General features: G+C 60.9%; 21 protein-coding genes. 3 read left to right on the top strand and 18 right to left on the bottom strand.

Going from position 1 to position 22,576, the window contains the following annotated elements; translation table 11 throughout:
- Positions 1 to 87: 87 nt before the first annotated feature.
- From dedD to pdxB, 7 genes are all read right to left on the bottom strand, one after another.
- Positions 88 to 852 carry a cell division protein DedD gene (gene dedD, locus FCN80_RS20120; protein ID WP_136992110.1) on the bottom strand — a complete coding sequence of 255 codons (765 nt, stop codon included), beginning with the start codon at positions 850 to 852 and terminating at the stop codon, positions 88 to 90.
- Complete coding sequence (gene folC, locus FCN80_RS20125; protein WP_136992112.1) at positions 842 to 2,110, bottom strand: bifunctional tetrahydrofolate synthase/dihydrofolate synthase; 1,269 nt, start codon at positions 2,108 to 2,110, stop codon at positions 842 to 844. Before folC ends, dedD begins: the two co-directional genes overlap by 11 nt.
- Before the next feature lie 119 nt (positions 2,111 to 2,229).
- Positions 2,230 to 3,153, bottom strand: coding sequence for an acetyl-CoA carboxylase, carboxyltransferase subunit beta (accD, locus tag FCN80_RS20130; RefSeq protein ID WP_136992114.1), 924 nt, complete (start codon positions 3,151 to 3,153; stop codon positions 2,230 to 2,232).
- A gap of 208 nt (positions 3,154 to 3,361) precedes the next feature.
- Positions 3,362 to 4,015 (bottom strand): DedA family protein, encoded by a 654-nt coding sequence (locus tag FCN80_RS20135; RefSeq protein ID WP_136992116.1) that lies wholly within the window; start codon positions 4,013 to 4,015, stop codon positions 3,362 to 3,364.
- A 42-nt stretch (positions 4,016 to 4,057) separates the two neighbouring features.
- Positions 4,058 to 4,879 (bottom strand): tRNA pseudouridine(38-40) synthase TruA, encoded by an 822-nt coding sequence (gene truA, locus FCN80_RS20140; RefSeq protein WP_170975468.1) that lies wholly within the window; start codon positions 4,877 to 4,879, stop codon positions 4,058 to 4,060.
- Positions 4,879 to 5,889, bottom strand: coding sequence for an aspartate-semialdehyde dehydrogenase (locus FCN80_RS20145; protein WP_136992117.1), 1,011 nt, complete (start codon positions 5,887 to 5,889; stop codon positions 4,879 to 4,881). The genes truA and FCN80_RS20145 overlap by 1 nt, the downstream gene beginning before the upstream one ends.
- On the bottom strand, positions 5,882 to 7,039 hold the full coding sequence (gene pdxB / locus FCN80_RS20150) for a 4-phosphoerythronate dehydrogenase PdxB (RefSeq protein ID WP_136992119.1): 1,158 nt from the start codon (positions 7,037 to 7,039) through the stop codon (positions 5,882 to 5,884). Before pdxB ends, FCN80_RS20145 begins: the two co-directional genes overlap by 8 nt.
- 304 nt (positions 7,040 to 7,343) lie before the next feature.
- Here pdxB and flk point away from each other — a divergent pair, with 304 nt between their 5' ends.
- Positions 7,344 to 8,378: a flagella biosynthesis regulator Flk gene (flk, locus tag FCN80_RS20155; RefSeq protein WP_136992121.1), complete on the top strand. Its 1,035-nt coding sequence runs from the start codon at positions 7,344 to 7,346 to the stop codon at positions 8,376 to 8,378.
- Between the two features lie 13 nt (positions 8,379 to 8,391).
- Here the strand turns inward: flk and FCN80_RS20160 are convergent, their stop codons facing one another.
- Both FCN80_RS20160 and fabB read right to left on the bottom strand, forming a co-directional pair.
- Positions 8,392 to 9,585, bottom strand: coding sequence for an MFS transporter (locus FCN80_RS20160; protein WP_136992123.1), 1,194 nt, complete (start codon positions 9,583 to 9,585; stop codon positions 8,392 to 8,394).
- A 230-nt stretch (positions 9,586 to 9,815) separates the two neighbouring features.
- Positions 9,816 to 11,027, bottom strand: a complete 1,212-nt coding sequence (fabB, locus tag FCN80_RS20165; protein ID WP_136992125.1) for a beta-ketoacyl-ACP synthase I — start codon at positions 11,025 to 11,027, stop codon at positions 9,816 to 9,818.
- Positions 11,028 to 11,182: 155 nt separating this feature from the next.
- On the opposite strand from fabB, the gene mnmC reads away from it, so the two are divergent.
- The gene (gene mnmC, locus FCN80_RS20170) at positions 11,183 to 13,207 is read left to right on the top strand and encodes a bifunctional tRNA (5-methylaminomethyl-2-thiouridine)(34)-methyltransferase MnmC2/FAD-dependent 5-carboxymethylaminomethyl-2-thiouridine(34) oxidoreductase MnmC1 (protein ID WP_136992127.1); all 2,025 of its coding nucleotides are present in this window, start codon (positions 11,183 to 11,185) and stop codon (positions 13,205 to 13,207) included.
- Positions 13,208 to 13,217: 10 nt separating this feature from the next.
- On the opposite strand, the gene FCN80_RS20175 is transcribed toward mnmC, so the two are convergent.
- From FCN80_RS20175 to prmB, 7 genes are all read right to left on the bottom strand, one after another.
- Positions 13,218 to 15,284, bottom strand: coding sequence for a TonB-dependent copper receptor (locus FCN80_RS20175; RefSeq protein WP_136992129.1), 2,067 nt, complete (start codon positions 15,282 to 15,284; stop codon positions 13,218 to 13,220).
- A gap of 414 nt (positions 15,285 to 15,698) precedes the next feature.
- Positions 15,699 to 15,998: a YfcL family protein gene (locus FCN80_RS20180; RefSeq protein WP_136992167.1), complete on the bottom strand. Its 300-nt coding sequence runs from the start codon at positions 15,996 to 15,998 to the stop codon at positions 15,699 to 15,701.
- A complete protein-coding gene (locus FCN80_RS20185) occupies positions 15,998 to 16,588 on the bottom strand; it encodes an elongation factor P hydroxylase (RefSeq protein ID WP_136992131.1) in 591 nt (196 codons plus the stop codon). The genes FCN80_RS20180 and FCN80_RS20185 overlap by 1 nt, the downstream gene beginning before the upstream one ends.
- Before the next feature lie 15 nt (positions 16,589 to 16,603).
- Positions 16,604 to 17,404: a sulfite exporter TauE/SafE family protein gene (locus FCN80_RS20190; protein WP_136992132.1), complete on the bottom strand. Its 801-nt coding sequence runs from the start codon at positions 17,402 to 17,404 to the stop codon at positions 16,604 to 16,606.
- Between the two features lie 109 nt (positions 17,405 to 17,513).
- The gene (mepA, locus tag FCN80_RS20195) at positions 17,514 to 18,344 is read right to left on the bottom strand and encodes a penicillin-insensitive murein endopeptidase (protein WP_136992134.1); all 831 of its coding nucleotides are present in this window, start codon (positions 18,342 to 18,344) and stop codon (positions 17,514 to 17,516) included.
- Position 18,345: 1 nt separating this feature from the next.
- Positions 18,346 to 19,431, bottom strand: a complete 1,086-nt coding sequence (aroC, locus tag FCN80_RS20200; RefSeq protein WP_136992136.1) for a chorismate synthase — start codon at positions 19,429 to 19,431, stop codon at positions 18,346 to 18,348.
- 106 nt (positions 19,432 to 19,537) lie between these two features.
- Positions 19,538 to 20,470 (bottom strand): 50S ribosomal protein L3 N(5)-glutamine methyltransferase, encoded by a 933-nt coding sequence (prmB, locus tag FCN80_RS20205; RefSeq protein WP_136992137.1) that lies wholly within the window; start codon positions 20,468 to 20,470, stop codon positions 19,538 to 19,540.
- A 169-nt stretch (positions 20,471 to 20,639) separates the two neighbouring features.
- Between prmB and smrB the strand changes: the two genes are divergently transcribed.
- Positions 20,640 to 21,170, top strand: a complete 531-nt coding sequence (gene smrB, locus FCN80_RS20210) for an endonuclease SmrB (RefSeq protein ID WP_136992139.1) — start codon at positions 20,640 to 20,642, stop codon at positions 21,168 to 21,170.
- Positions 21,171 to 21,219: 49 nt separating this feature from the next.
- On the opposite strand, the gene sixA is transcribed toward smrB, so the two are convergent.
- Both sixA and FCN80_RS20220 read right to left on the bottom strand, forming a co-directional pair.
- A complete protein-coding gene (gene sixA / locus FCN80_RS20215) occupies positions 21,220 to 21,696 on the bottom strand; it encodes a phosphohistidine phosphatase SixA (protein ID WP_136992141.1) in 477 nt (158 codons plus the stop codon).
- A 578-nt stretch (positions 21,697 to 22,274) separates the two neighbouring features.
- A complete protein-coding gene (locus FCN80_RS20220) occupies positions 22,275 to 22,571 on the bottom strand; it encodes a YfcZ/YiiS family protein (RefSeq protein ID WP_136992143.1) in 297 nt (98 codons plus the stop codon).
- Positions 22,572 to 22,576: the final 5 nt, after the last annotated feature.

Raw genomic sequence — 22,576 nt, forward strand, 5'->3', positions numbered from 1 at the left:
ACCGGAATTCCACCCTATCGTTAAAACATTAACGTTAATGATAAAACCCCTCCAGCAGCGGGCCCGCCGTGTCCCCCGGCCACTCCGCTAGCGCACCTGATAGGGCTTGAGCTGCCCGTTAAGCCCGCTTAGCTGATTCAAGTCAGGCAACGCGCCTTGCATTTTCTGCCGGGAGGCATCCGGCCCGACGAAAATCCGGGTGATCTGGCCGGCCACCGGCTTGGACGGCACCGTATAGACCCGGTAACCGGACAAACGCAGTTTGGCGACAATTTCATCCACTTTACCGGCGTTTCGCAGCGCGCCCAACTGCACGACCCATGCCTGGCCCTGCGGCGGCTGTTCGGCCGGTTGCGCGGCGACGGACGGGGTCTGGGGTTTAGGTTCCGGCGCGGCGGGTTTCTTTTCCGGTTTGACCGGCGGTGTCGGTCTGCTTTCCGGCTGAGCGGGTTTGGACGGCGGCGTCCGGGGCGCCGATTCCGTCGAACGGGCTGGCGCTTCGCGTGTTCCACTGGCTGCCGGCGCCGGTTTTTCCGCCGGAGGCGTCGAAATTTCGGGTTGCAGAGGCGTGTCCGGCACCGCGGCCGCCGACCGGCTGTCGTTTTCCGACGCCTTGCTGGCCTGCCGTACCGCCGCGCCGGCGCCTTCCGGCGGTTGACTCGGCAGGGACTGGCTGGCCTGGGGCGAGGCTTCGGTCTCATCGGTATCGCCCGGTTTGGGCACCAGCGGTATGGCGGCGAATTCATCCTGGTAGTGTTTTTTCTTGCCGTCCAGCAGTCCGGGCAGCACGATGACCCCCAGAGCAACGATAATGATCGTCCCCACCAGCCGGTTCTGAAATTTACTCGCCACGTTGGTTCTCCGCGTTTAGCAGCGCCAGTACCGGCGCCACGGTATGGAACGAACCGAACACCAGCACGCAATCCTGCGGCCCGGCATCCAGCAGGGCCTGTCGCCAGGCGGCCGCCACGTCGCTAAATTGCCGGGCGCCGTCAAGATAGCCGGCCACGTCGGCCGCGCTGGCGCCGCGTGGTCCGTCCAGGCCGGCGCAATACCACACCGCCACCTGACGGCGCAGGCATTCCAGGGTACCGGCGATGTCTTTATCCGCCAGCATGCCCACTACCGCGCGAATTTTGCCGCCCACCGATATTTCGGCCAGCCGCGCGCTGAGGTAGGCGGCGGCGTGGGGATTATGCGCCACGTCGAGAATGCATAAGGGCCGCCGGCGAACAATCTGGAACCGGCCCGGCAGGGAAGCCTGCTCAAGCCCGCGCCGAATAGCCGATTCGGGGACCTCCAGCGGCGACCGCATGAGCGCCGCCAGGGCGGTGGCGGCATTGGCCAGCGGGATGGACGGCATGGGCAAGTCGGCAAGCGTACGGCCATTATCGCGCCAATGCCAGTTTTCGCCGTCCCGGGCAAAGAACCAGTCCCGCCCCCGGCAATAGGACGCGGCCCCGGTTTGCCGCGCATAATCATCAATGGAGGCGGGGCGATCCGGCTCGCCCACCACGGCCGGCCGGCCGGCGCGCATAATGCCGGCCTTCTCGCGACCGATACTTTCCCGATCGGGTCCCAGAAGCTCGGTATGATCGAGACCGATGCTGGTGATCACCGCCACATCGGCATCCACGATATTGGTGGCGTCCAGGCGTCCGCCCAATCCCACTTCAAGGATAACCACATCCAGCGCCGCCTGCTTGAACAGCCAGAGCGCCGCCAGGGTGCCGAACTCGAAATAGCTGAGGGATGTCGCGCCGCGGCCGCCTTCAATCACCGCCATGGCTTCGCTGTGACGCTCTTGCGGTAATTCCTCGCCTTGGATGCGCACCCGTTCGGTGTAACGCAGGATATGGGGGGAACTGTAGACGCCAACCCGCAAGCCGGCGGCCAGCAGGATGGTTTCCAGCAGACGGCAGGTCGTGCCTTTCCCGTTGGTGCCCGCCACGGTGAATACGCACGGGGCGGGTCGCAGTAATTGCAGGCGGGCGGCCACCGAGCCCACCCGTTCCAGGCCCAGGTCGATGGTTTTGCCATGCAGGCGTTCAAGGTAATAAAGCCACGCCGCCAATGGCGACGTGGATTGGGGAATGTGAAGCTTTTCCATACGTCCCGTTATTGGCTCTGTGATACCCTTCGTATCCGTCACGCTTCGGGCTACAGCCGGGAATTCATCGGGTATCTTTTCTCATTGAATACCGGCTGCCGCCGCGGACCGGCGGCGGTTTATAACTCTTCCTGACGCTCCTCGGCAACATAGTCCGGTCTGGGCTCCGGCACAGGCACGGTTTCCGCCGGCTGCGGCCGTCCGGTCAGTTTCGCCAGCAATCCGGCCAGTTTCAGGCGCAGCTCCGGACGGCGGATGATCATGTCAATGGCGCCCTTTTCCAGCAGGAATTCGCTGCGCTGAAAGCCCGTGGGCAGTTTTTCCCGCACCGTCTGCTCGATAACCCTGGGCCCGGCGAAGCCGATGAGCGCCTTGGGCTCGGCGATATTCAGGTCTCCCAGCATGGCCAGGCTGGCGGATACGCCGCCCATGGTCGGGTCGGTCAGCACCGAGATATACGGCAAGCGGCGCTCGCGCAATTTGGCCAGCGCCGCGCTGGTTTTGGCCATTTGCATCAGCGACAACAGCGCTTCCTGCATCCGCGCGCCGCCGCTGGCGGAAAAGCACACCAGCGGACAATCGTCCTCCAGCGCCTGCTCCACCGCGCGAACAAACCGCGCGCCCACCACCGAGGACATGGAACCGCCGATAAAGGCGAATTCAAACGACGCCGCCACGACGGGCATGTCATATAACAACCCTTTCATCACCACCAAAGCGTCTTTTTCGTTGGTGTCTTTCTGAGCCGCCGCCAGACGATCCTTGTATTTCTTCGAATCTCTAAATTTCAGGATATCCCGGGGTTCCAGCTCGCTGCCCAGCTCAGTTTCGCTGCCCTTGTCCAGGAAGGCGAGCAACCGGGACCGGGCGGACATGCGCATATGGTGATCGCATTTGGGACAAACCTCCAGGTTGCGCTCAAGTTCCGCACGGTACAATACCTGGCCGCAACTATCGCATTTCGTCCAGACGCCCTCGGGAATGTTCGCCCTGCGGGTCGGGGTGATAGTGCTTTTATTGAGAATTCGTTCAATCCAGCTCATCGATAACCTTTCTGTTTGAACCTGGCATGCGCCAGTCCGCTATTCATACTCTGACCATTTCGCGACCGCAACATTCCCTGCGATCATTCGCCGGCGAAAGAAATGGCCGTTGAAAATGTTGCCCATTAAACCATAACCGCTGGCGAGTTGGCATCGAAAACTCCGCCCGCCCCTCACAATTCGGCGCCCTTGCCGGCAAAACAAGGCGTTACCCCCGGCCAGCAGCCCGCCGGTGCCGCCACACTTCAATGAGTGCCGGCAGAATCGACACAATAATAATAGCCACAATCAACAGTTTCAGATTTTCTTGCACTACCGGCAAATCGCCGAATAAGTAGCCGGCGTAGGTAAACAGCCCCACCCAGGCCACGCCGCCCGTTACGTTGAACAAGGCAAAATGCCGGTAGGACATATTGCCCATGCCGGCCACAAACGGCGCGAAAGTGCGAATGATAGGCACAAAGCGGGCGAGGATAATGGTTTTGCCGCCATGGCGGTCATAAAATCGGTGGGTTTTCTCCAGATAGCTACGGCGGAAAATCCGCGAGTCGGGGTTACTGAACAATTTTTCGCCGAACAGGCGGCCGATGGTGTAATTGACCGCATCGCCCAGCACCGCCGCCACGGCCATCAAGAGCGCCATGACATGAACATCCAGGCTGTTGGCGGGGAGCGCCGCCAGCGCGCCGGCCACAAACAGCATCGAATCCCCCGGCAGAAAAGGCGTGACCACAAGACCGGTCTCGCAAAACAAAATCACAAATAAAATGGCATAGACCCAAATGCCGTATTGCGCCACCAGTTGCGCCAGATGAACATCAATATGCAGAATAAAATCGATGATAAAATGCACAAATTCCATAAGTCACATTCCCCGGAAACGCCAGAAAGCGGTTAAATGACATCAATCAGCCAGGAACAAAGGCCCCATGGCCGGCACAGGTAAGGCGTAACGCGACGGATACTCCACCGCCACCAGATATAGTCCCTCCGCTTTGGCGGTCGCGGCGGCCAAAGCGCGCTCCCTGGCCGCCAGCACTTGCGCTATCCAGGCTTCCGGCTGGTGGCCGCACCCCACTTCCAGCAGGCTGCCGACAATATTACGCACCATATGATGGACAAAGGCATTAGCCTTGATATCCACCACCACATAGGCGCCATGGCGGGTAACCGTCAGGTGCTGTACATTGCGCCAGGGCGAGCGCGACTGGCACTGTACGGCCCTAAAAGAGGTAAAATCATGCTCGCCCAGCAGACAGCGTCCCGCCCGCTCCATCTTTTGCGCGTCAAGTGGATGATAAAAGTGGGTAACGCCCCGGGACAACACGGCCGGACGATAGGCGTGATTGTAGATAATATAGCGGTAACGGCGGGCCGTGGCACTGAATCGCGCATGAAAATCTTCCGCCACGCCGGCAACCCAGCGCACGGCGATATCCTCCGGCAGATTGGCGTTGACGCCGAGGGTCCAGGCCGCATCCACCCGCCGGGCGCGGGTTTCGAAATGCGCCACCTGGCCGGTGGCATGCACGCCGGCGTCGGTGCGCCCCGCGCAAAACACCGTCACCGGCTCATTGGCCACCTTGGACAGCGCCGCCTCGAGGCGCGCCTGAATGCTGTCGACTTCCTGCTGCCGCTGCCAGCCGTAATACCGGCTGCCGTCGTATTCGATACCCAACGCAATCCTCATCGGCGCCGGGGCGAAACCCGAAACTGCCTGAGACATCAGTAAAAATACTCCGCCACCAGCAACTCCGCGGTCATGACCGCCATCAGCGCGCCGCCGAAACGGACATTGTCCGCCACCGACCAGAATTGCAGCAGATCCGGCATGCCGTAATCAGCGCGCAAACAGCCGATGCCCAGCTGAATCTGACCGGAGGCGTCTTCCACCTGGGTGGGAAAATCCTGCTCATCGCTAACGCTGACCCATTCGCCCGCGTTCAGCAGGTCGCGGGCATCTTCCACCCCCAGCGGCCGTTGGGTTTCGAGATGCACGATTTGCGCGTGACCGTAAAATACCGGCGCGCGCACACTGCCGACCGAAATGGGCAGTCCTTCGTCCTGCCAGACCTTGCGCGCCTCATCCACCAACCGGCGCTCGACGGGCACGCTGCCTTCGCCATCCGGCAGCAACGGCAACAAATTGAACGCCAGTTGACGGTGGAAGAAATCCGTCTCGGCCGGCAGGCCGTTCAACAGGCGCGCGCTTTGACCCGCCAGCGCATCCACCGCCGCCTTGCCCTGGCCGGAAACCGACAGCAGGTTCGAGACATGCAGACGATGCAATCCAGCCTGCTCGGCCAGCGGTTGGACCGCCAGCAGCAATTGGCTGGTCAGGCTGTCCGCCACGGCCACCAGATTACGGTTGCGGTAATCGGCGAGCACCGAGTCGTTGACGCCGGGCACCACCAGCGGCACATCCGGTTCCAGTGCGAACAAGCCGCTGCTGTCGATGACCACGCAGCCGGCGCCGGCGGCCTGTTCGGCATAATGGGCGCTGGCCTCGGCCCCCGCGACAAAAAACGCCAGTTGCGCCCGCGCCCAGTCAAACTGGGCCGCGTCGGCGACCTGATAACCTTTACCGTCAAAACGCAGGGTCTCGCCGGCGCTTCGCTCGCTGGACAGCAGATACAGCTCGCCCACCGGGAACCGCCGTTCCTGCAACAACGCCAGCAACGCCGTGCCCACGGCCCCCGTCGCCCCCAACAGGGCGATGTTCCAGCCTTCAGACATGCCTATCCCTCCCATTAAATCCACACTGTCCGGCGACGATGAAACCCAGCTCGCCCAGCAACTCCGCCACGGCCGGATCATCGGCATCCACCCGCAGGGACGACCATTCACGGCGCTCCTGGTATTGCTTGCGCAGCCGGTCGAATCCCCCCGGCACGGCAGCCACCCGCCGCAATGCCGCATCATCGCGCCGCACATCATACACCAGATGGGTCAACCGCTTCAGCATGGCCTCATCCAAGGCCCCCCGTATCCGGATCCGTTCCACCGCCGGCGGCGGCAACACGTCATCCACCGCCGCCGACATGGGCCGGCCGAGGAATCGACTATACGCTTCGAATACCTGGGTGGTGCCGCGCGCCTTGCCCTCCAGGGTATAACCGGCGATATGGGGCGTACCGACAGCCACCCTTTCCAGCAAAGGCAGCGACAACGCCGGCTCCGGCTCCCAGACATCCAGGACGACCCGCAGATCCTTGCCCCGCGTCAATGCCTGAAGCAGCGCGGCGTTATCCACCACCGCGCCCCGGCAGGCGTTGATCAGGATTCGGCCGGACGGCAACGCGGCCAGTAAATCATCGTTCACCGCATGCCAGGTCGCGTAGGGCCCGCTGGAGGTCAGCGGGGTATGGAACGTGAGGATATCCGCCTCGGACACCAGTTTTTCCAGCGGGTAAAAAGGCCCGGTCCGGCCCTGATCGGCCAGCGGCGGATCGCACAAAAGCGTGCGGATGCCCAGGGCCTGCAAGCGGCGATGCAACCGACCGCCCACATTGCCGGCACCGACGATGCCCACGGTTTTATCCCGCAGGGAAAAACCGTCACGCTCGGCCAGCATCAGCAGTGCGGAAAATACGTACTCCACCACCGCCACGGCATTGCAGCCGGGAGCGCCGGAAAAACCGATGCCGGCGCCGGCCAGCCAGGCGGTGTCGACATGATCGGTCCCGGCGGTGGCCGTACCCACGAATTTTACGCCGGCGCCCTGCAACAAGGCGGCATCCACCCGGGTTACCGACCGGACCATGAGCGCGCCGGCATCCCGCAATGTTTCAGCGGTGATATGCCGTCCAGGCGCCGATCGCACTTCCCCCAACCGGCAAAATAATTCCTGGGCGTAAGGCATGTTTTCGTCGACCAGTATTTCCACTTCAGGCTCCGTCAGCCGATACCAGACTGTCATTGAAAATAAAAAAGGGAGATTATTCTGCCACCGATGGTTCAAAAAACCCAAGGTTATCCGGTAAAAATTCACGCGAGCGGCCGCCCGGCGGCAAAGCACGGCCCCGTCGCCATTTGCCCACGAACCGCGGCTCGCGGCAGAAAATGCCATCTTGTTGCTTGCCGCTACCCTAATACCCGACGAGTTGATATGATCCGCCGAACGATTTTCAGACGATCGCCGCTATGACCGGGTTGCGCGACACCAACCCTTGAATTGAAGGAAGCGTCATATGCAACCTGTACAAGGCCCCGTCAATGGGGTATCGGGGGATCCGCCCCGTAATCGGGCGGACGCCGCATGGCATCCGGCGAATCGCGGCAATCCGCTGACCCCCTCGCAGCGAACCGCCATTGAGCGGCTGATCGTCAAAATCATGGCCCTCGGCAACAGTAAAGCGCCGGAAATCTGGGCCGCGCTGCGCCATCAATTGAATATTCCCGGCGAGGACGAGCTGACCGCCGAACATTTCCCGCAGGCCGAGGCCTTTTTGCAAGGCCGGCTGGATCAAGCCCAGCAGACCCACGCCAGTCGACAATTAATGCAGCAATTGACCGATCTGCTGCCGCAGGGCAACAATCGTCAGGCGGTGAGCGATTATATCCGCCGCGAATTCGGCCATACCGTCTTAAGCCAACTTGAACCCGAACAATTGCTCCAGGTGGTCGAGCTGTTGCAGCATGGCCGACTGGATATCCCGTCCCCCCAGCAGGCGGCCATTTCCGATCGGACGTTGCTGCCGGCGGAACACAACAGTCTGAGCCAGCAGATTATCCGGCTGGCGGCGGCGACCGGCGAATCGCCGGCGGATATCCGGCAAAACCTCATGACCATGATGGGGCTCAAAGCCGGCGATCCGATACCGGCCCGGCATTTTCCCCTGCTTATGCAATATCTGCAGGGTAATGTGACATTGTCACAACACCCCGCCCCCACCCTGGCCACCTTGCAGGCCGCGTTAAAACACCCGGTCAGCAGCGACGAACGGCAAGCCATGGAATCCTATGTCCTTGAGCATTTCGACATCGCCGGCCAAAGCGCGCTGACGCCGGCACAGGTCACCGCGGTATTGCAATTTCTCTTTATTTCCCGCCTGGCGCGCACGCACAGCCAGCATCAGACATCCGATCCCCGTTTGTTGCAACCGGCGCTCAATCCGCTTATCGCCACCGAACCGGTGGAGAAGTTTCCCGGTCTGGCCAAGAGCCGCTGGACCGTGGCGCTGGCCGCGCTGGCGGTGTTGGTATTGTTGTGGCTGTTGATATGAAACGGCGGGCCTATCATTGCCCGCGCCCGCCCTGCCGGGCGAACAGCCACACCACGCCCATCCCCGCCAGGGCGCTTACCATGGCGGCGGCGAATACCGAGGCATATCCCAGCCAGGTCGCGAGCAAACCGGCCAGCGGACCGGTGACGGCATAGGCGATATCCTGAAAGGCGGAATAGGCGCCGACCGCGGTACCCCGCACTTGGGGGGGCACCCGACGGACCACCTCCACGCCCATGGCCGGAAAAATCAGCGAGCAGCCGGCTCCGGTCAACCCGGCGCCCAGCAACGCCGCCAAGGGCTGGGCGGCCTGCCAGAGCAGCAGCAACCCCAGCGCCTCCAGCGCCAACGAAATCAAGGTTACCCGGATGCCGCCTATTCTATCGGGTAAATGACCAAACAATAGCCTCATCAGAACAAACGCCAGGCCGAAAGCGCTTAATGCCAGGCCGGCATTGCCCCATTGCCGGACGGAGAAATACAGCGACACGAAAGTGCCGATGGCGGCAAAGCCCACCCCTTGCAGGCTTAAAGCCAGCCCCGGTAGCCAGATCAGCCCCATGACCCGCCAAAGGGACAGACGACGTCCCGACTGCGGCGCCACCGGCGCCACCCGTCCGTTGCAGGCCCATGCCAGCAACGGCAACAGCAGCGTGCTCGCGCCAAGGGCGGCGAACCCCCATCTTGCATTCAGCAATAACCCGAGCGGCGCGCCCACCGCCAGCGATCCGTAAATCGCCGCGCCGTTCCAGGACATCACTTTTCCCGAACGCGACGCCCCCAACAGACCGAATCCCCAGGCCAGCGTGCCGGTCAGCAGTTGGCTTTCGCCGAATCCGAGGATAAGCCGTCCAAGAATAAGCAGAAGATACTTCGCGCTCGTCGGCCAGGGCGACAATGCCGATAGCAAATAGGCCAACCCGGCCAGGGCGCAGGCGGCCATGCCCTGCAACGCCGAACGCCGGGCGCCCCGTTGATCGGCCAGCCGCCCGGCGTAACCGCGGGTCAGTACCGTGGCCAGAAACTGGATCCCCACGGCGACGCCCACCAGTGTGTTGTTCAGGCCGAGCACATGATGAACGTACAAGGGAATGACCGGCAACGGCAAGCCGATGGTGAGATAACAGAAAAAAACCGCGCTGGTTAAAGACAGTAGCGTTCGGTTGGCCTTTGGGGCCGTTAAAGGCTGTTCAACAGATGACGTCATAAATGGCTCTCCCGGTTCAAACGAGGGAAAGCCGGCCAAAATCCGCACCCGCTCTCCCTACAATGTCGCACAAAGTAAGGACGGATGCGTTGGTTAACGTTAACGCTTACGCTTAAGATCCGGCATCCGATGGCGATAAAACGGCGCCGGCGGGCCGAAACCACCCGGACCCGGCCCGCCATCCTGGTCGGGGATAATGCGTGCCGGCATACCAGGCGCTTGTCAGGATATTACACTAGTTTGCGCATGACCAGAGTGGCGTTGGTGCCGCCGAAACCAAAGCTGTTGGTCATCACGGTGGTCAGACGGCGTTCGGTAGGCGTGGTAATAAGATTCATCCCCGCGGCCTGGGGATCCAACTGTTCGATGTTAATGCTCGGCGCGATGAAATTATGCTCCAGCATAAGCAGGGTGTAAATGGTCTCATGGACGCCAGCCGCGCCCAAGGAGTGCCCGCTCATGGCCTTGGTGGACGAAAACGCCGGATGGTCGGCGCCGAACGTTTCGCGGATGGCCCATAATTCCTTGACATCGCCAACGGGCGTCGACGTACCATGCACATTGAGATAATCAATGGGCGTATCGACATTTTTCAACGCCATTTTCATACAACGGATAGCGCCTTCCCCCGACGGGGCCACCATATCCGCGCCGTCGGAATTGGCGCCATAGCCAATGATTTCCGCATAAATATGCGCGCCGCGGGCCAAGGCGTGTTCCAGTTCCTCAACAACCACGATCCCGCCGCCGCCGGCAATGACAAAGCCGTCGCGATTGACATCGTAGGTACGCGAAGCTTTGGTGGGCGTATCATTATATCGGGTGGATAAAGCGCCCATGGCGTCGAATTCGCAGGCCATCTCCCAGCAAAGCTCTTCGCCGCCGCCGGCGAAGACGACATCCTGCTTGTCCAGTTGGATCATTTCCACCGCATTGCCGATACAATGCGCGGAAGTGGAACAGGCCGAGCTGATGGAATAGTTGACGCCGCGGATCTTGAAGGGCGTGGCAAGGCAGGCGGAAACGCCGGAACCCATGGCCTTGGTGACCATATAAGGACCGACGCCCCGTAAACCGCGGGCGCGCATGCCGTCGGACCCGGCGACCTGGTTGCGCGGCGAGCCGCCGCCGGAGCCGACGATAAGCCCGGTACGATCATGGGATACCATTTCGGGAGTGAGGCCGGAATCCTTGATGGCCTGCTCCATGGAGAGATAGGCATAAATAGAAGCATCACTCATAAAGCGCGCAATTTTACGATCAATCAGCCCATTGGTATCGAGTTTGATATCGCCCCAGACGTGGCTGCGCATACCGGAATCTTTCAGTTCCTGAGAGAAAGTGATTCCCGAGCGGCCTTGTTGCAGGGACGCCAGAACCTCTTTCTGGTCGTTCCCGATACTCGATATAATCCCCAGGCCGGTAATCACTGCACGTTTCATTTAATACCTCTTGTATTTATATATGAGTTTCTGTGACGCACTTTAGCTTACAGATGTAAGCTGAACAAGTCCGATCAGCCGTTCTTTGCTAAATTTGCGCCGCAAAGCACACCTCGCTAGAATCGCTACATTTCCTGACGCACGAGTCTATCGCCTTGAGTCGCCTTCCCATCCGCCAGGCCGTATTGGACTGGAACGAACAGGGTACGCCTGTATCCCGACAATTTGATGACGTCTATTTCTCCAGCCAGGACGGACTGGCGGAAACCCGCTATGTTTTTTTGCGGGGAAACGATCTGCCGGAACGGCTGATCCGCCATCCGTGCCGCCACTTCAGGGTGGCGGAAACCGGCTTTGGCACCGGCCTGAATTTTCTCGCCCTGTGGCGGGCTTTTGCGCTTTGCCGGCATGAACGGCTGATGAACCCGCAGGGGGTTCGCCATCTGCATTTCATCAGCATTGAGCAATATCCGCTTTCGGCCGAGGATTTGGCGCTGGCCCATGGACAATGGCCGGAATTAGCCGATTATGCCGAGCAGTTGCGGCGCGCATGGCCGCCGGCCGTAGCGGGTTGCCACCGGTTATTGCTGGGCGAGGGCGAGGTGACGCTGGATTTGTGGTTCGGCGAAGCCAATGAGGTATTGGCCGGCATGGACGACAGCTTGCACCGGCAGGTGGATGCCTGGTTTTTGGACGGTTTCGCCCCGGCACGCAATCCCGCCATGTGGACCGATGGGCTTTTTCAGTACTTGGCGCGTTTCACCCGTCCGGGCGGTACGTTCGCGACCTTTACCGCCGCCGGTTTTGTTCGCCGGGGTTTGCAACAAGCCGGGTTCGCCGTCAAAAAATTGCCGGGCTTCGGCAAAAAACGGGAAATGGCCATCGGCCGGCTAACGCAAACGACCGACGTTCCCGTCGTCGCGCCCTGGTATCAGCGTCAACGCGCCACCTTGCCGAGGGGGATGGCCGTTATCGGCGGCGGTATTGCCGGCGCGCTGTGCGCGGCCGCCCTGACGCGCCGGGGCGCCGAGGTCTCTTTGTATTGCGCCGATCCGGCGCCGGCGCAAGGCGCGTCCGGCAATCGGCAAGGCGCCTTGTACCCCCTGCTTAACTGCGAGGATCCGGCGCTGACGCGGTATTTCGCTTGCGCGTTTCCGTTCGCCAGCCGTTATTATCGCCATTGCGCCGACCGCGGCATGGCGTTCGAACACCAATGGTGCGGCGTCGCGCAATTGGCTTATGACGCCCGTAGCGCCCGCAAGATCCGGCGCATGCTGGCGCTGGGCTGGCCCGCCACCCTGGTGCGCGAAACGCGTCGGGGTGAAACGGCGCGGCTCATCGGGGTGGAAACCGGTTGCGATAGTGCGATTTATCCCCTGGGCGGCTGGCTGAACCCCGCGCAATTCACCGCCGCGCTGCTGCGGCATGAAGCCAATGCCGGCCTGAAATTGCATTACGGCCATGACGTGGCGCATCTTGAGAGGACCGCGGACGGCTGGCTTTTGCATTTTACCGATGGACGCACGGCGTTACATCCCCTGGTCGTGCTGGCCAACGGTCATCGGCTGCGGCAATGGCCCATGACCCGGCCATTACCGCTAACCAATATCCGCGGCCAGGTCAGCCACATCCCCGCGGTAGCGGGACTTGCCGGCCTGCGCCAGGTGATATGCTATGACGGTTATTTGACGCCGGCCAGCCCAGGCTATGGGACGCATAGCCTGGGCGCCAGCGCGGTACGGGATGACGAGCATACCGAATACCGCCAGTCCGAGCAGCAGCAGAACCTGGCGCGGCTGGAAAATTGCCTGCCGGGACGGGATTGGATCAGCCATATTGATATCAGTGCCGGCCAGGCGCGCTGCGCCATACGTTGCAGCGCGCGTGACCATCTACCGATGGTGGGCAATGTGCCTGATTACCCGGCGACCCTGGCGGCCTATCGCGTTTTGCCCGACCTGTTGTCCGTTGGCGCGACAGCGACGGCGGCGCCCTGCCTCGCCGATTTGTTTATGCTGGGCGCGCTGGGTTCGCGCGGTTTGTGCTCGGCGCCGCTGGCGGCGGAAATCCTGGCGGCGCAGATTTTCGGCGAACCCTTGCCGATGGAGGGCGAACTGGCGGCGGCGCTTAACCCCAACCGTTTTTGGATCAGAAAGCTGCTTAAGGGAAAAGAACTGTGAAACGACGCCGTCAAAACGCGACATTCAGCTTTGCCCACAGCGTTCGACCCGGCTCGGAAATGGGTTGTCCGGCGGTATAGCCGAACCCCTGATGGCCTGACAAATTGAGATGTTCGCTGTAGTTTTTGTTGAAAATGTTGTCGATGCCGCCACTGACCTTCACATCCTTGCCGGCTTTGAAGGCGGCATTGGCCGACAGCACGCCGAAACCGGCGCTGGCGCCATAGTCCCTGCCCGCCGCGTTGCCCTCATTCAGGGCCACCCGGCGCTGGCCGGCCGCCACCCGCCATAACGCGGCAAGGCTCCAACGCTCCCGCTCGTAGGTCAATCCCAATCGCGCTTCCAGCGGCGGGATCTGCGGCAAGGGCCGGTGTTCGCTGCGATTTCGGCCCCAGGCATACGCTAAACTGCCATCGGTCTTCCAATGCTCGCTCAAACGGTATTCCAGCCCCATTTCCCCGCCCAGGGCGGTCGCGGCGATATTTTCCACCCCTCGCCGGTAGCCGTCGCGGGGATAATAGGTGGTCAGGATGAAATCGTCGATGCTCGCCAGATAGCCGGACAGCCAACCATTAACCACCGCGCCGCTATAATGGGCGCCGATATCGAGTTGGCGGGTTTTTTCAGGTTTCAGGCGGACAAAAGGATCCTCTCCTCCGGGACCCGTAACGGGTGAAAACAGCTCCCAGTAATCCGGGAAGCGCTCGGTATATCCCAGTCCCGCATAAAGCATGACCGGCCACCGCGCCGACCGGTGTTCCAACCTGACAAATCCTCCCGGCGTCACCGACACCCGGTCCTCCCGTCCCGACGAGGCAAACTTTTGCGCCTTGATATGATCAAAACGCGCGCCACTGATCCAACGGTGTTGTTCGCCGGCAAACCAGGTCAGCTCGCCGAAGACGCCATAACGATCGAAGCGGGCGTCTTTTCGCCACTGCTGGCGATGCTTGGCGCGATGACTGTCGGTCTGCATGTCGATGCCGGTTTGCAGCTTGGTCGACCGCCCCAGCCAGTCGGCCTGCGCCCGCCCGCCGAAAATGCGGCGATCCAGATTCTTGCTTTGGGCGCGGGCGGGGCGGTGCGGTTTGCCGCGGCCGGAGCCTACCGGCCCGCAGCAGGCGCGGCGCGGCGACGAATTATCCATGATATGGTCGATATAGTTATAATGGAACTCCGCCTCGACGTAGTCCGGCCCGTCACCGTTCGTTCTTTGCTTTTCCAGACGCGCGCCCAGGCTCTCGCGCCGAAACCGCGAACCGTCCATCCCCCGGGAGGCATAGCTGGCCTCCCCATCCCCTTTACCACCGCTTAGCGACAGCAGCGTGGCCTCATCCGGCGTCCAGCCCGCCACCACGTCGCCGCTCCATTTACGCCAGCGCGAGGGCACCCGGCGGCCCTTGCCGTCCCGATAATCGTCGGCTGTCGAATGGGTGCCGATCACTTGCAGATAGCCCTGTTCCCCCCCCACCCACCCGTCGAAATTTTCGTCGAACCGCCGGTTGGAGCCGGCCAGGATATTGGCGTCAATGCCCACGCCGGACGCGTCGAATCGCGGACGGGTCCGCTCAAAGCGCAGGACGCCCGCCGAGGCGCCGGGCCCCCATAATACCGTTTGCGGCCCCTTGACCAGCGTCAGCAAATCGAAACTTTCCGGCGAGATGTAGGAGGTGGGCGCATCCATGCGCCCGGGACAGGCGCCCAGCATTTCCGCACCGCCCGCCAGAATTTTCAGTCGTGAGCCGAACATGCCGCGAAAGACCGGATCGCCGTTCGTGCCGCCATTACGCAGCAAGGAGAAACCCGGAATGGTTTTAAGATAATCGGCGCCATCGCTGGCGGGAACCGGCTGGCGCGGAAGCCGGGGCGACGTCACGACCGTTAGGGGAGAATCCCGCGGCGCGCTGACGGTAATGACGTCGGCTGCGAAGGCGTCGCGGCGCGGATCTTCCGCTGATTCGGCTGGCAGCGACTCGCCGCCGGCCCCGCCGACGACAGCCAAAGCCAATAGCGGCAACAAGCGGACGAAACGGCGAGAAGCGAAAACAGGCTGAGCGTAGAAATCCCTTATATTCATTCTCTGTCCTTGTGTGTCCTTACATTAACGATCCTTTCACGGCGATTTGTCGCGACCAGGCGACGGCCCTGGCGCCGCCGGCAAAACCGGAAGCGGGCCAAGGGTAAGTCGGTGCAAAGAGCATCGCCGGGCTACCGGCGATGGCAAGGCTGGGAAAGACACAGTCCGGGCGAATTCGCCGCGGACGGGGCATGGAGGATCCGTTTTCGCCGCCGACCTGGAAACTTACGACCGCATGACGGGAATTTTACGTGAAGAGCCAGGGCGGCGGGACTGTTACTTCCGTTTCGTTTATCTGCGGTAAGGGATTTTCCCCGATGCGCCGCAAGGCCCTGTTCATTTGACGCGGGGGAGGATGTTAATGCCGCGCCTTTTCATAAAGACGCGTCCTGTCGCAAGCGGCCCCTCCGTGGGCTAGGCCCGCTTGCCGTCGCGATGCAACTCAAGATATTTAGCATATAACTGTTGCCACATTCCCAAGACCAGCGCTTGATCCGGCGGGGACAATTCGCCGTTGCCGATGGCCCTTGCCAGGCTGCTGCGCACCCGGTCATATAAGGCATCAAGGGTATGCTCGCCGTTTTCTTCGGCCTCGGCGACCGCAAGGGTCAGATGTCCGCGCAAATAGCCGCTGGCGAACAACTCGTCGTCACTGGCGTGCGCCACCATGTCATCGATCAATGCCAGAATGCGTGCCTCGAAATCTGCGATCATCACCTGCCCTCAGTTTGATGGTTATTTTGTTCCGCCGCCGCGTCCAAGGCCGTCGCCAGGCGAAACTGCTCCGGCGACAGCGGCCGGGTACGGTAATATTCACGCAAGGCCGCGATAAAACGGGCCGCGCGTTGCGGGATGCCCTCGGCGAGATAGGCCATAACCTGCCGATGAACCCGCTGCTGGAAGGCGAGATGATCCGGCTCGACCTCCCCGTCGAGATTATCGCAGCTGACATTAAAGGGAAAGCCGGATGCCGCGCAAAATAGCCATTCCAGCGCCTGCGGCTTGATTTCCGCCGCCTCGAACCGTTGTTGGGTCGATGAGTCGCGGCCATCGGGGCAATACCAGTAACCGAAATCCACCAGCAGGTGACGTCGGGGCCCGGCGATACACCAGTGCGCGATTTCATGCAGCGCGCTGGCGTAAAATCCGTGGGCGAAGACAATGCGGTGATAAGGCGTGTGCGGATCGGCCGGCAGGTAAACGGGCTCCTCATCCCCTTTGATAAGACGGGTATGCAGGCTCTCGGCGAAGCACCGGTCGAAAATCGCGATCAATTGCCGGTAATGATGGGTTTCGTTATCCATAGTCTCGCTTCGGATTCACAGATGGGCCGACAGCCAACCGGCTATCTGGGCGCCATGGCTGTCATACAACAGTTTCACGCTCATCAGCACCGATACCACGACGATCATCGGCCGAATCAGCTTTTGTCCCTTGGTCAGCACCATGCGGGCCCCCAGTCTGGCGCCCAGCATCTGACCGGCCAGCATGACCACGCCCACGCTCCAGACAACTTTGCCGGCAAGGAGAAACAGCAGCAATCCCCCCAGATTGGACGTGAAATTCAATACTTTGGCGTGCGCGGTGGATTTGGCCAGGTTAAAACCGGCGAGGGTAACATAGGCCAGCGCATAAAACGATCCGGCGCCGGGGCCGAAAAAACCATCGTAGAACCCGACGCCGCACCCGGCGACCAAGGCGAAGGGCCAGGAAGACAGGCGCTGTTGCCGGTCTTGCTCGCCTATTCGCGGCATCAAAAGAAAATACAGGCCAATGCTTATCACCAGCAATGGCAGGACTTGCCGTAAAACATCGGCCCGCAGATGCTGGATCAGCACGGCGCCGGTCATCGACCCCAGAAAAGTCATGGCGATGGTCAGTTTTTGCCGGCCGAGGTCCACCGCCCTTCTGCGGATAAAATAGAGACTGGCCGAAAAAGAACCGCCCACCGATTGCAGTTTATTGGTCCCCAGCGTTTGCGCCGGCGGCAATCCCGCGGCCAGCAAGGCCGGCAGGGTAATCAGCCCGCCTCCGCCGGCAATGGAATCAATAAACCCGGCGAACAGCGCCACCGCAAACAGCATCATCAGAATCAAAGGGGAAACCGTTAACCAGTCCATGTCGCATCCATGAAAAATAACCGCCCGGCGCCATAGGGCGCGGCGCGTGTGAACCTTGCCATACCCGCCGCGCCAGATCTTGTACTGTCACCGACCGCGTGTTCGCCGGCTATTGCGACAGCCGGTGGCTATCCAGCAGAGCCTGACAGGAAGGAGGCAGCGGCGGCGGCGCTTTCTTCACCGGCGGCTGGGTGCCGGGCCTGGGCGGCAGGAACCAGCTTTCCAGTTCCGCGCCGCAACCATCGCCGACCGGCGGCGGCGCCTGCTCCTGACATTCAGTGCTGTCCGACGGACAACGCAGCCGCACATGCATATGCGCGCGGTGGCCGAACCAGGGCCGGACTTTGGTCAGCCAGCCGCGATCGGTGCCGGCAACGCGGCAAAGCTGCTTTTTGATGGCCGGATTCACGAAAATTCTCGTGACTTCGCGGTCTTCGGCGGCCAGTTTGATAAGCGTCGCGATGTCCGGCCGCCAGACCGCGGGATTAATATCCCGTCCGTCGGCGGCGACCAGATCCAGCGGCTGCGGCCTCAACAATTGCTGCGTCGTCCAGCGCGTCCGGGGCAATTGCAGCCAGATGTCCACATCCAGTCCGGTCTGGTGGCTGGCATGCCCGCTGCCAAACCGGCCGCCGGCCGGCATGGCCATATCTCCCACCAGTAATTCCCCCAGTCCCAAATTTTTCACCTGATTGCCGAGGCGCTCTATAAACAGCAACAGATCCGGATGGCCGTAAAAACGCCGCTGATCCGGTCGCAAAACCTGGTAATTCGCCGCCCCAAGGGGCAACGGGCGGGCGCCGATAAGACAACCGTTGGCGAACGCGCCGATGGACTGGGGGGCGCCCGCCACCGGATGGGTGACCCTCTGCCAGGGGGTGGGCGCCGCCAGCGCATGACAGGCCGACAGCCACAACAAAGCCGCTATGCAATAACGCATATCACCACCGCGGCAAAGCCGGCGCGACATCGGCGCATTGCGCGCGCTGCCGCAAGAGATGGTCCATCAGCACAATGGCCATCATGGCCTCGGCGATGGGCACCGCGCGTATGCCCACGCAAGGGTCGTGGCGTCCGCGGGTCACCATTTCCACCGGTTCTCCCTGGCGATTGATGGTCCGGCCGGGCACCATAATGCTGGAAGTGGGTTTGAGCGCCAAGTGGGCGATAACCGTCTGCCCGCTGCTGATCCCGCCGAGCACGCCGCCGGCATGGTTGCTGGCAAACCCCTCGGGCGTGATCTCATCCCGGTTCTCGCTGCCGCGCCGGCCGATCACCGAAAAGCCGTCGCCGATTTCCACGCCCTTGACGGCGTTGATGCTCATCAGGGCGTGGGCCAGGTCGGCATCCAGACGGTCAAACACCGGTTCACCCAGGCCGGCCGGCACGCCGTCGGCGACCACGGTCACTTTGGCGCCGATGGAGTCGCCGTCTTTTTTCAGGGCGCGCATCAGTTCGTCAAGATCGTCCAGGCGATCCGGATCGGGACAAAAAAACGGATTCTCGCCGACTTGCCGCCAATCCTTGAGTTGGCAAACGATATTGCCCATTTGCGCCAAATAACCGCGAACCTGGATATGATGCCGCCGCGCCAGATACTTTTTGGCGATGGCGCCCGCCGCCACCCGCATGGCGGTTTCCCTGGCCGAGGAACGGCCGCCGCCCCGGTAGTCGCGCAAGCCGTATTTCATTTCGTAGGTATAATCGGCGTGGCCGGGACGAAACAGATCTTTGATGGCGCTGTAATCTTGCGAGCGCTGATCCGTGTTTTCAATAAGCAGCCCTATCGGCGTGCCTGTCGTCACACCCTCGAACACGCCGGACAGAATCCGTACCTGATCGGGTTCACGGCGCTGTGTGGTGTAACGCGAACTGCCCGGCCGGCGCCGGTCGAGATCCTGTTGCAGATCGGCCTCCGTCAAAGGCATGCCGGGAGGTACGCCATCGACGATGCCGCCCAGCGCCGCGCCATGGGATTCGCCAAAAGTCGTGACACGAAATAACTCGCCAATACTGTTCCCTGCCATCGGAACTCCTCTGTCCTGCCAGAAAATACCGCCGCCCCGCGCAATGGGGCGCCGTGGGGTAAAAAAACGCCGGCGACGGGTGTGAGCCGCGCCGGTCCGCGCCAATTTAATCCCGGTATAGCCTAAAGGCTTCCCGGCACGCCAGCAACTGTTGACGGTTTAACATGAATACGCCGTCTCCGCCGCGCTCGAATGTCAGCCAGCGGAACGGAATCTCCGGATACTGTTCGATCAGATGCACCATGCTGTTGCCCACTTCGCAAATCAGTATGCCGTCTTCGCTGAGGTAATCGCCAGCGCAGGAAAGAATACGGCGCACCAGATTCAGGCCGTCGCTGCCGGCGGCCAGCCCCAGCACCGGCTCAGCCCGGAATTCCTCGGGCAGATCGCCCATGTCCTCGTCATCCACATACGGCGGATTGGTCACGATAAGGTCATAGGACAACGGCGGCAGTTCGCGAAATAAATCGGAACGCATGGGGATAACCCGTTGTTCGAGGCCATAGTTTTGAATATTCAACTCGGCGACCGCCAGGGCGTCGTCGGAGATATCCACCGCGTCCACTTCGGCCTCCGGAAAGGCGAACGCGCTGGCGATGGCGATACAACCGCTGCCGGTACACATATCCAGAATATGCGACGGCGGACCGGGCAGAAGATCGCGGAAACGATCGCCTATCAGCTCGCCGATGGGCGATCGGGGCACCAGTACCCGTTCATCGACATAAAACTCCAATCCGCAAAACCAGGCCTTGTTGGTGAGATAAGGCACCGGAATCCGTTCGTTCACCCGGCGCACCACCCGTTCGACGACACGATGACGCTCGCCGGTGGTCAACCTGGCGCCGTACATGTCCTTCGGCAGGTCCGGCGGCAGAAACAAACTGGCCATCACCAGTTGCAACGCCTCATCCCAGGGATTATCGGTACCGTGACCATAGTAAAGCTGCGCGGCGTTGAACCGGCTGACCGCCCAGCGCAGCAGGTCCTGTATGCTATGCAGTTCGGCGACCGCTTCTTCCACAAAAATCTTGTCCAAGGCGACTCTCCGCGAGGGTTGTATGCGATAGATTATCGGCTAGTTTGCCATGAAGCGCCCGACAAAGCAGCAAACACCGCCGCGCCGCGGCCCGTCCGGTCATTTTTTTTTCGCCGTGCGGCCTCAAGACAAGGTAAACTGGCCAAAAACAATCGATGCCGAGTGAGGAATGAAAAAAAGATTTTCCCTGGCCGATGAGGATCGCCATTTGTTCCGCGAATCCGTCGCCGGTATTAAGCCGCTGCGGCAAGATACCCTCAAGCCGGCCAAACCCCGCCGCAAAACGGCCGAACCTGCGCCCCGGCGGTTGCTGCAAGACCAGGTGGACGCAAGCTTTTACTTTTCCGATGAATTTCAGCCTTTGCTGGAAGGAGAGGGTCCGACACGTTACGTGCGTCCAGGGACAAGTCCGTATGAAGTGAAAAAGCTGCGGCGGGGGGATTATTCTCCCGAGTTATTTCTGGATTTGCATGGATTGACCCAGGCCGAGGCGAAACAGGAACTGGGCGCGCTACTGGCGGCCTGCCGCCGGGAACATGTCCGTTGCGCCTGCGTCATGCATGGACACGGTAAACATATACTTAAACAGCAAACCCCGCTGTGGCTGGCGCAGCACCCCGATGTCATGGGCTTTCACCAGGCGCCGAAAATTTTCGGCGGAGACGCCGCCTTGCTGGTGCTTATCGAACTGGACGACTGAGCGCTCCCGTTGGGTTGCCCAGCCGCGCCGCGCCATTGGGGGGACATCATTACACTTTCGCCAGCAATTGCGCCGGATTCACCTGCCAGTTCAGACTGCTGGCGCCGGCGTCTACCGTCACGCAGGCCACCGCCGAGGTAGCGAACATGGGGGCCTGTTCCGCCGGACAAAGATCCGCCACCAGATATCCCACCAAAGGCAGATGGGAGATCACCAGGATGGATTCCAGCCCCTCATTGGCCAGGGTTTGCAGGTAACAGCACACCATGGAGGCATCGCCCCCCGGCACCAATTCGGGCAGAACTTCCTCGCTGTCGGGCAGGACCATGACCTCGCGCATGACGTCCAACGTCTGGCGGGCGCGTAGATAAGGACTGATCAGGATACGATCGGTATCGACGATATTTCTATTCAACCAGTTTGCCATCAGGCGTGATTCATCGCGACCACGGACAGTCAAGGGTCTTTCAGCATCACAGGCGGCTTCCAGCGCAGCATCGCCGTGCCGCATAATCAAAACTTGCATAATGCACCGTTGTTGTTTGACAAAAAACGCCATCGGGAACAGATGTTGTTCTAGCCGATTCATGCCATGCCGTTGCTTAAATTGCAGCCACTGTTTTCAGCGATCGCCTTTTAAGGCATAGCAAACCACTCCCCTGCAGCGACCGGGCGTGTATTGCGAAATTACTTAATAAAACGCTGCTTTTTACATCAATACCCACTAGGTAGTCAACACATCGAACACCTGACAACCCTTCCGAGCGCAAAATGTCATAACAACTCCGCTTAATGTATGTAATGGCTATTAGCATATGACAACATTTTCGCGTAAAGGTGCGTGTCAAGTAACAGTTTTACCATTGACAACCCCGGTTGGCGAAATTTGCCGTAAGGGCGAATAACATCCCCTTGCGCCGGCCATAGGCGGCGAAAGCGATGGCAACGCAAGCCTGCGCGTCAAGGCCGCAATCGGCATACTGTAGAGTATAAGTAGGCGTTCGCCGGCTGGCGAAAAAAAAACGAGAAGAAACCGCCGGCACCGCGGCGGTTTAAAGCACTCAGAGGACGATGCGGGCCCGATTGGACCCGCATTCGCAACACTTACCGCAATCCCAATTGGAAAATCAGACTTTCAGCCTGGCAACTGAAATTGAAATCGGCATACAGTACGATACCGCCTTCGGCCGGTTCGATGCGGCTTTCAATCCGGCAGGGATCGGATTCCACGGCGCGGGCTTTTTCCGTCAGCGACGCCAGCATAGATTCCGCCTGCTGACGATCGTCGAAGACCTGGCGGAACGACGCTTTGCAATCCTCGTTATCAATGATGGTGCCCACATCGACACAACAACACGCCGCGGTTTCCTCCGCGCTGCATTTATTCAATGAACGAGTCATGATGT

The organism is Martelella alba, assembly GCF_005217455.1.
Lineage (GTDB): Bacteria > Pseudomonadota > Gammaproteobacteria > Enterobacterales > Enterobacteriaceae > Acerihabitans.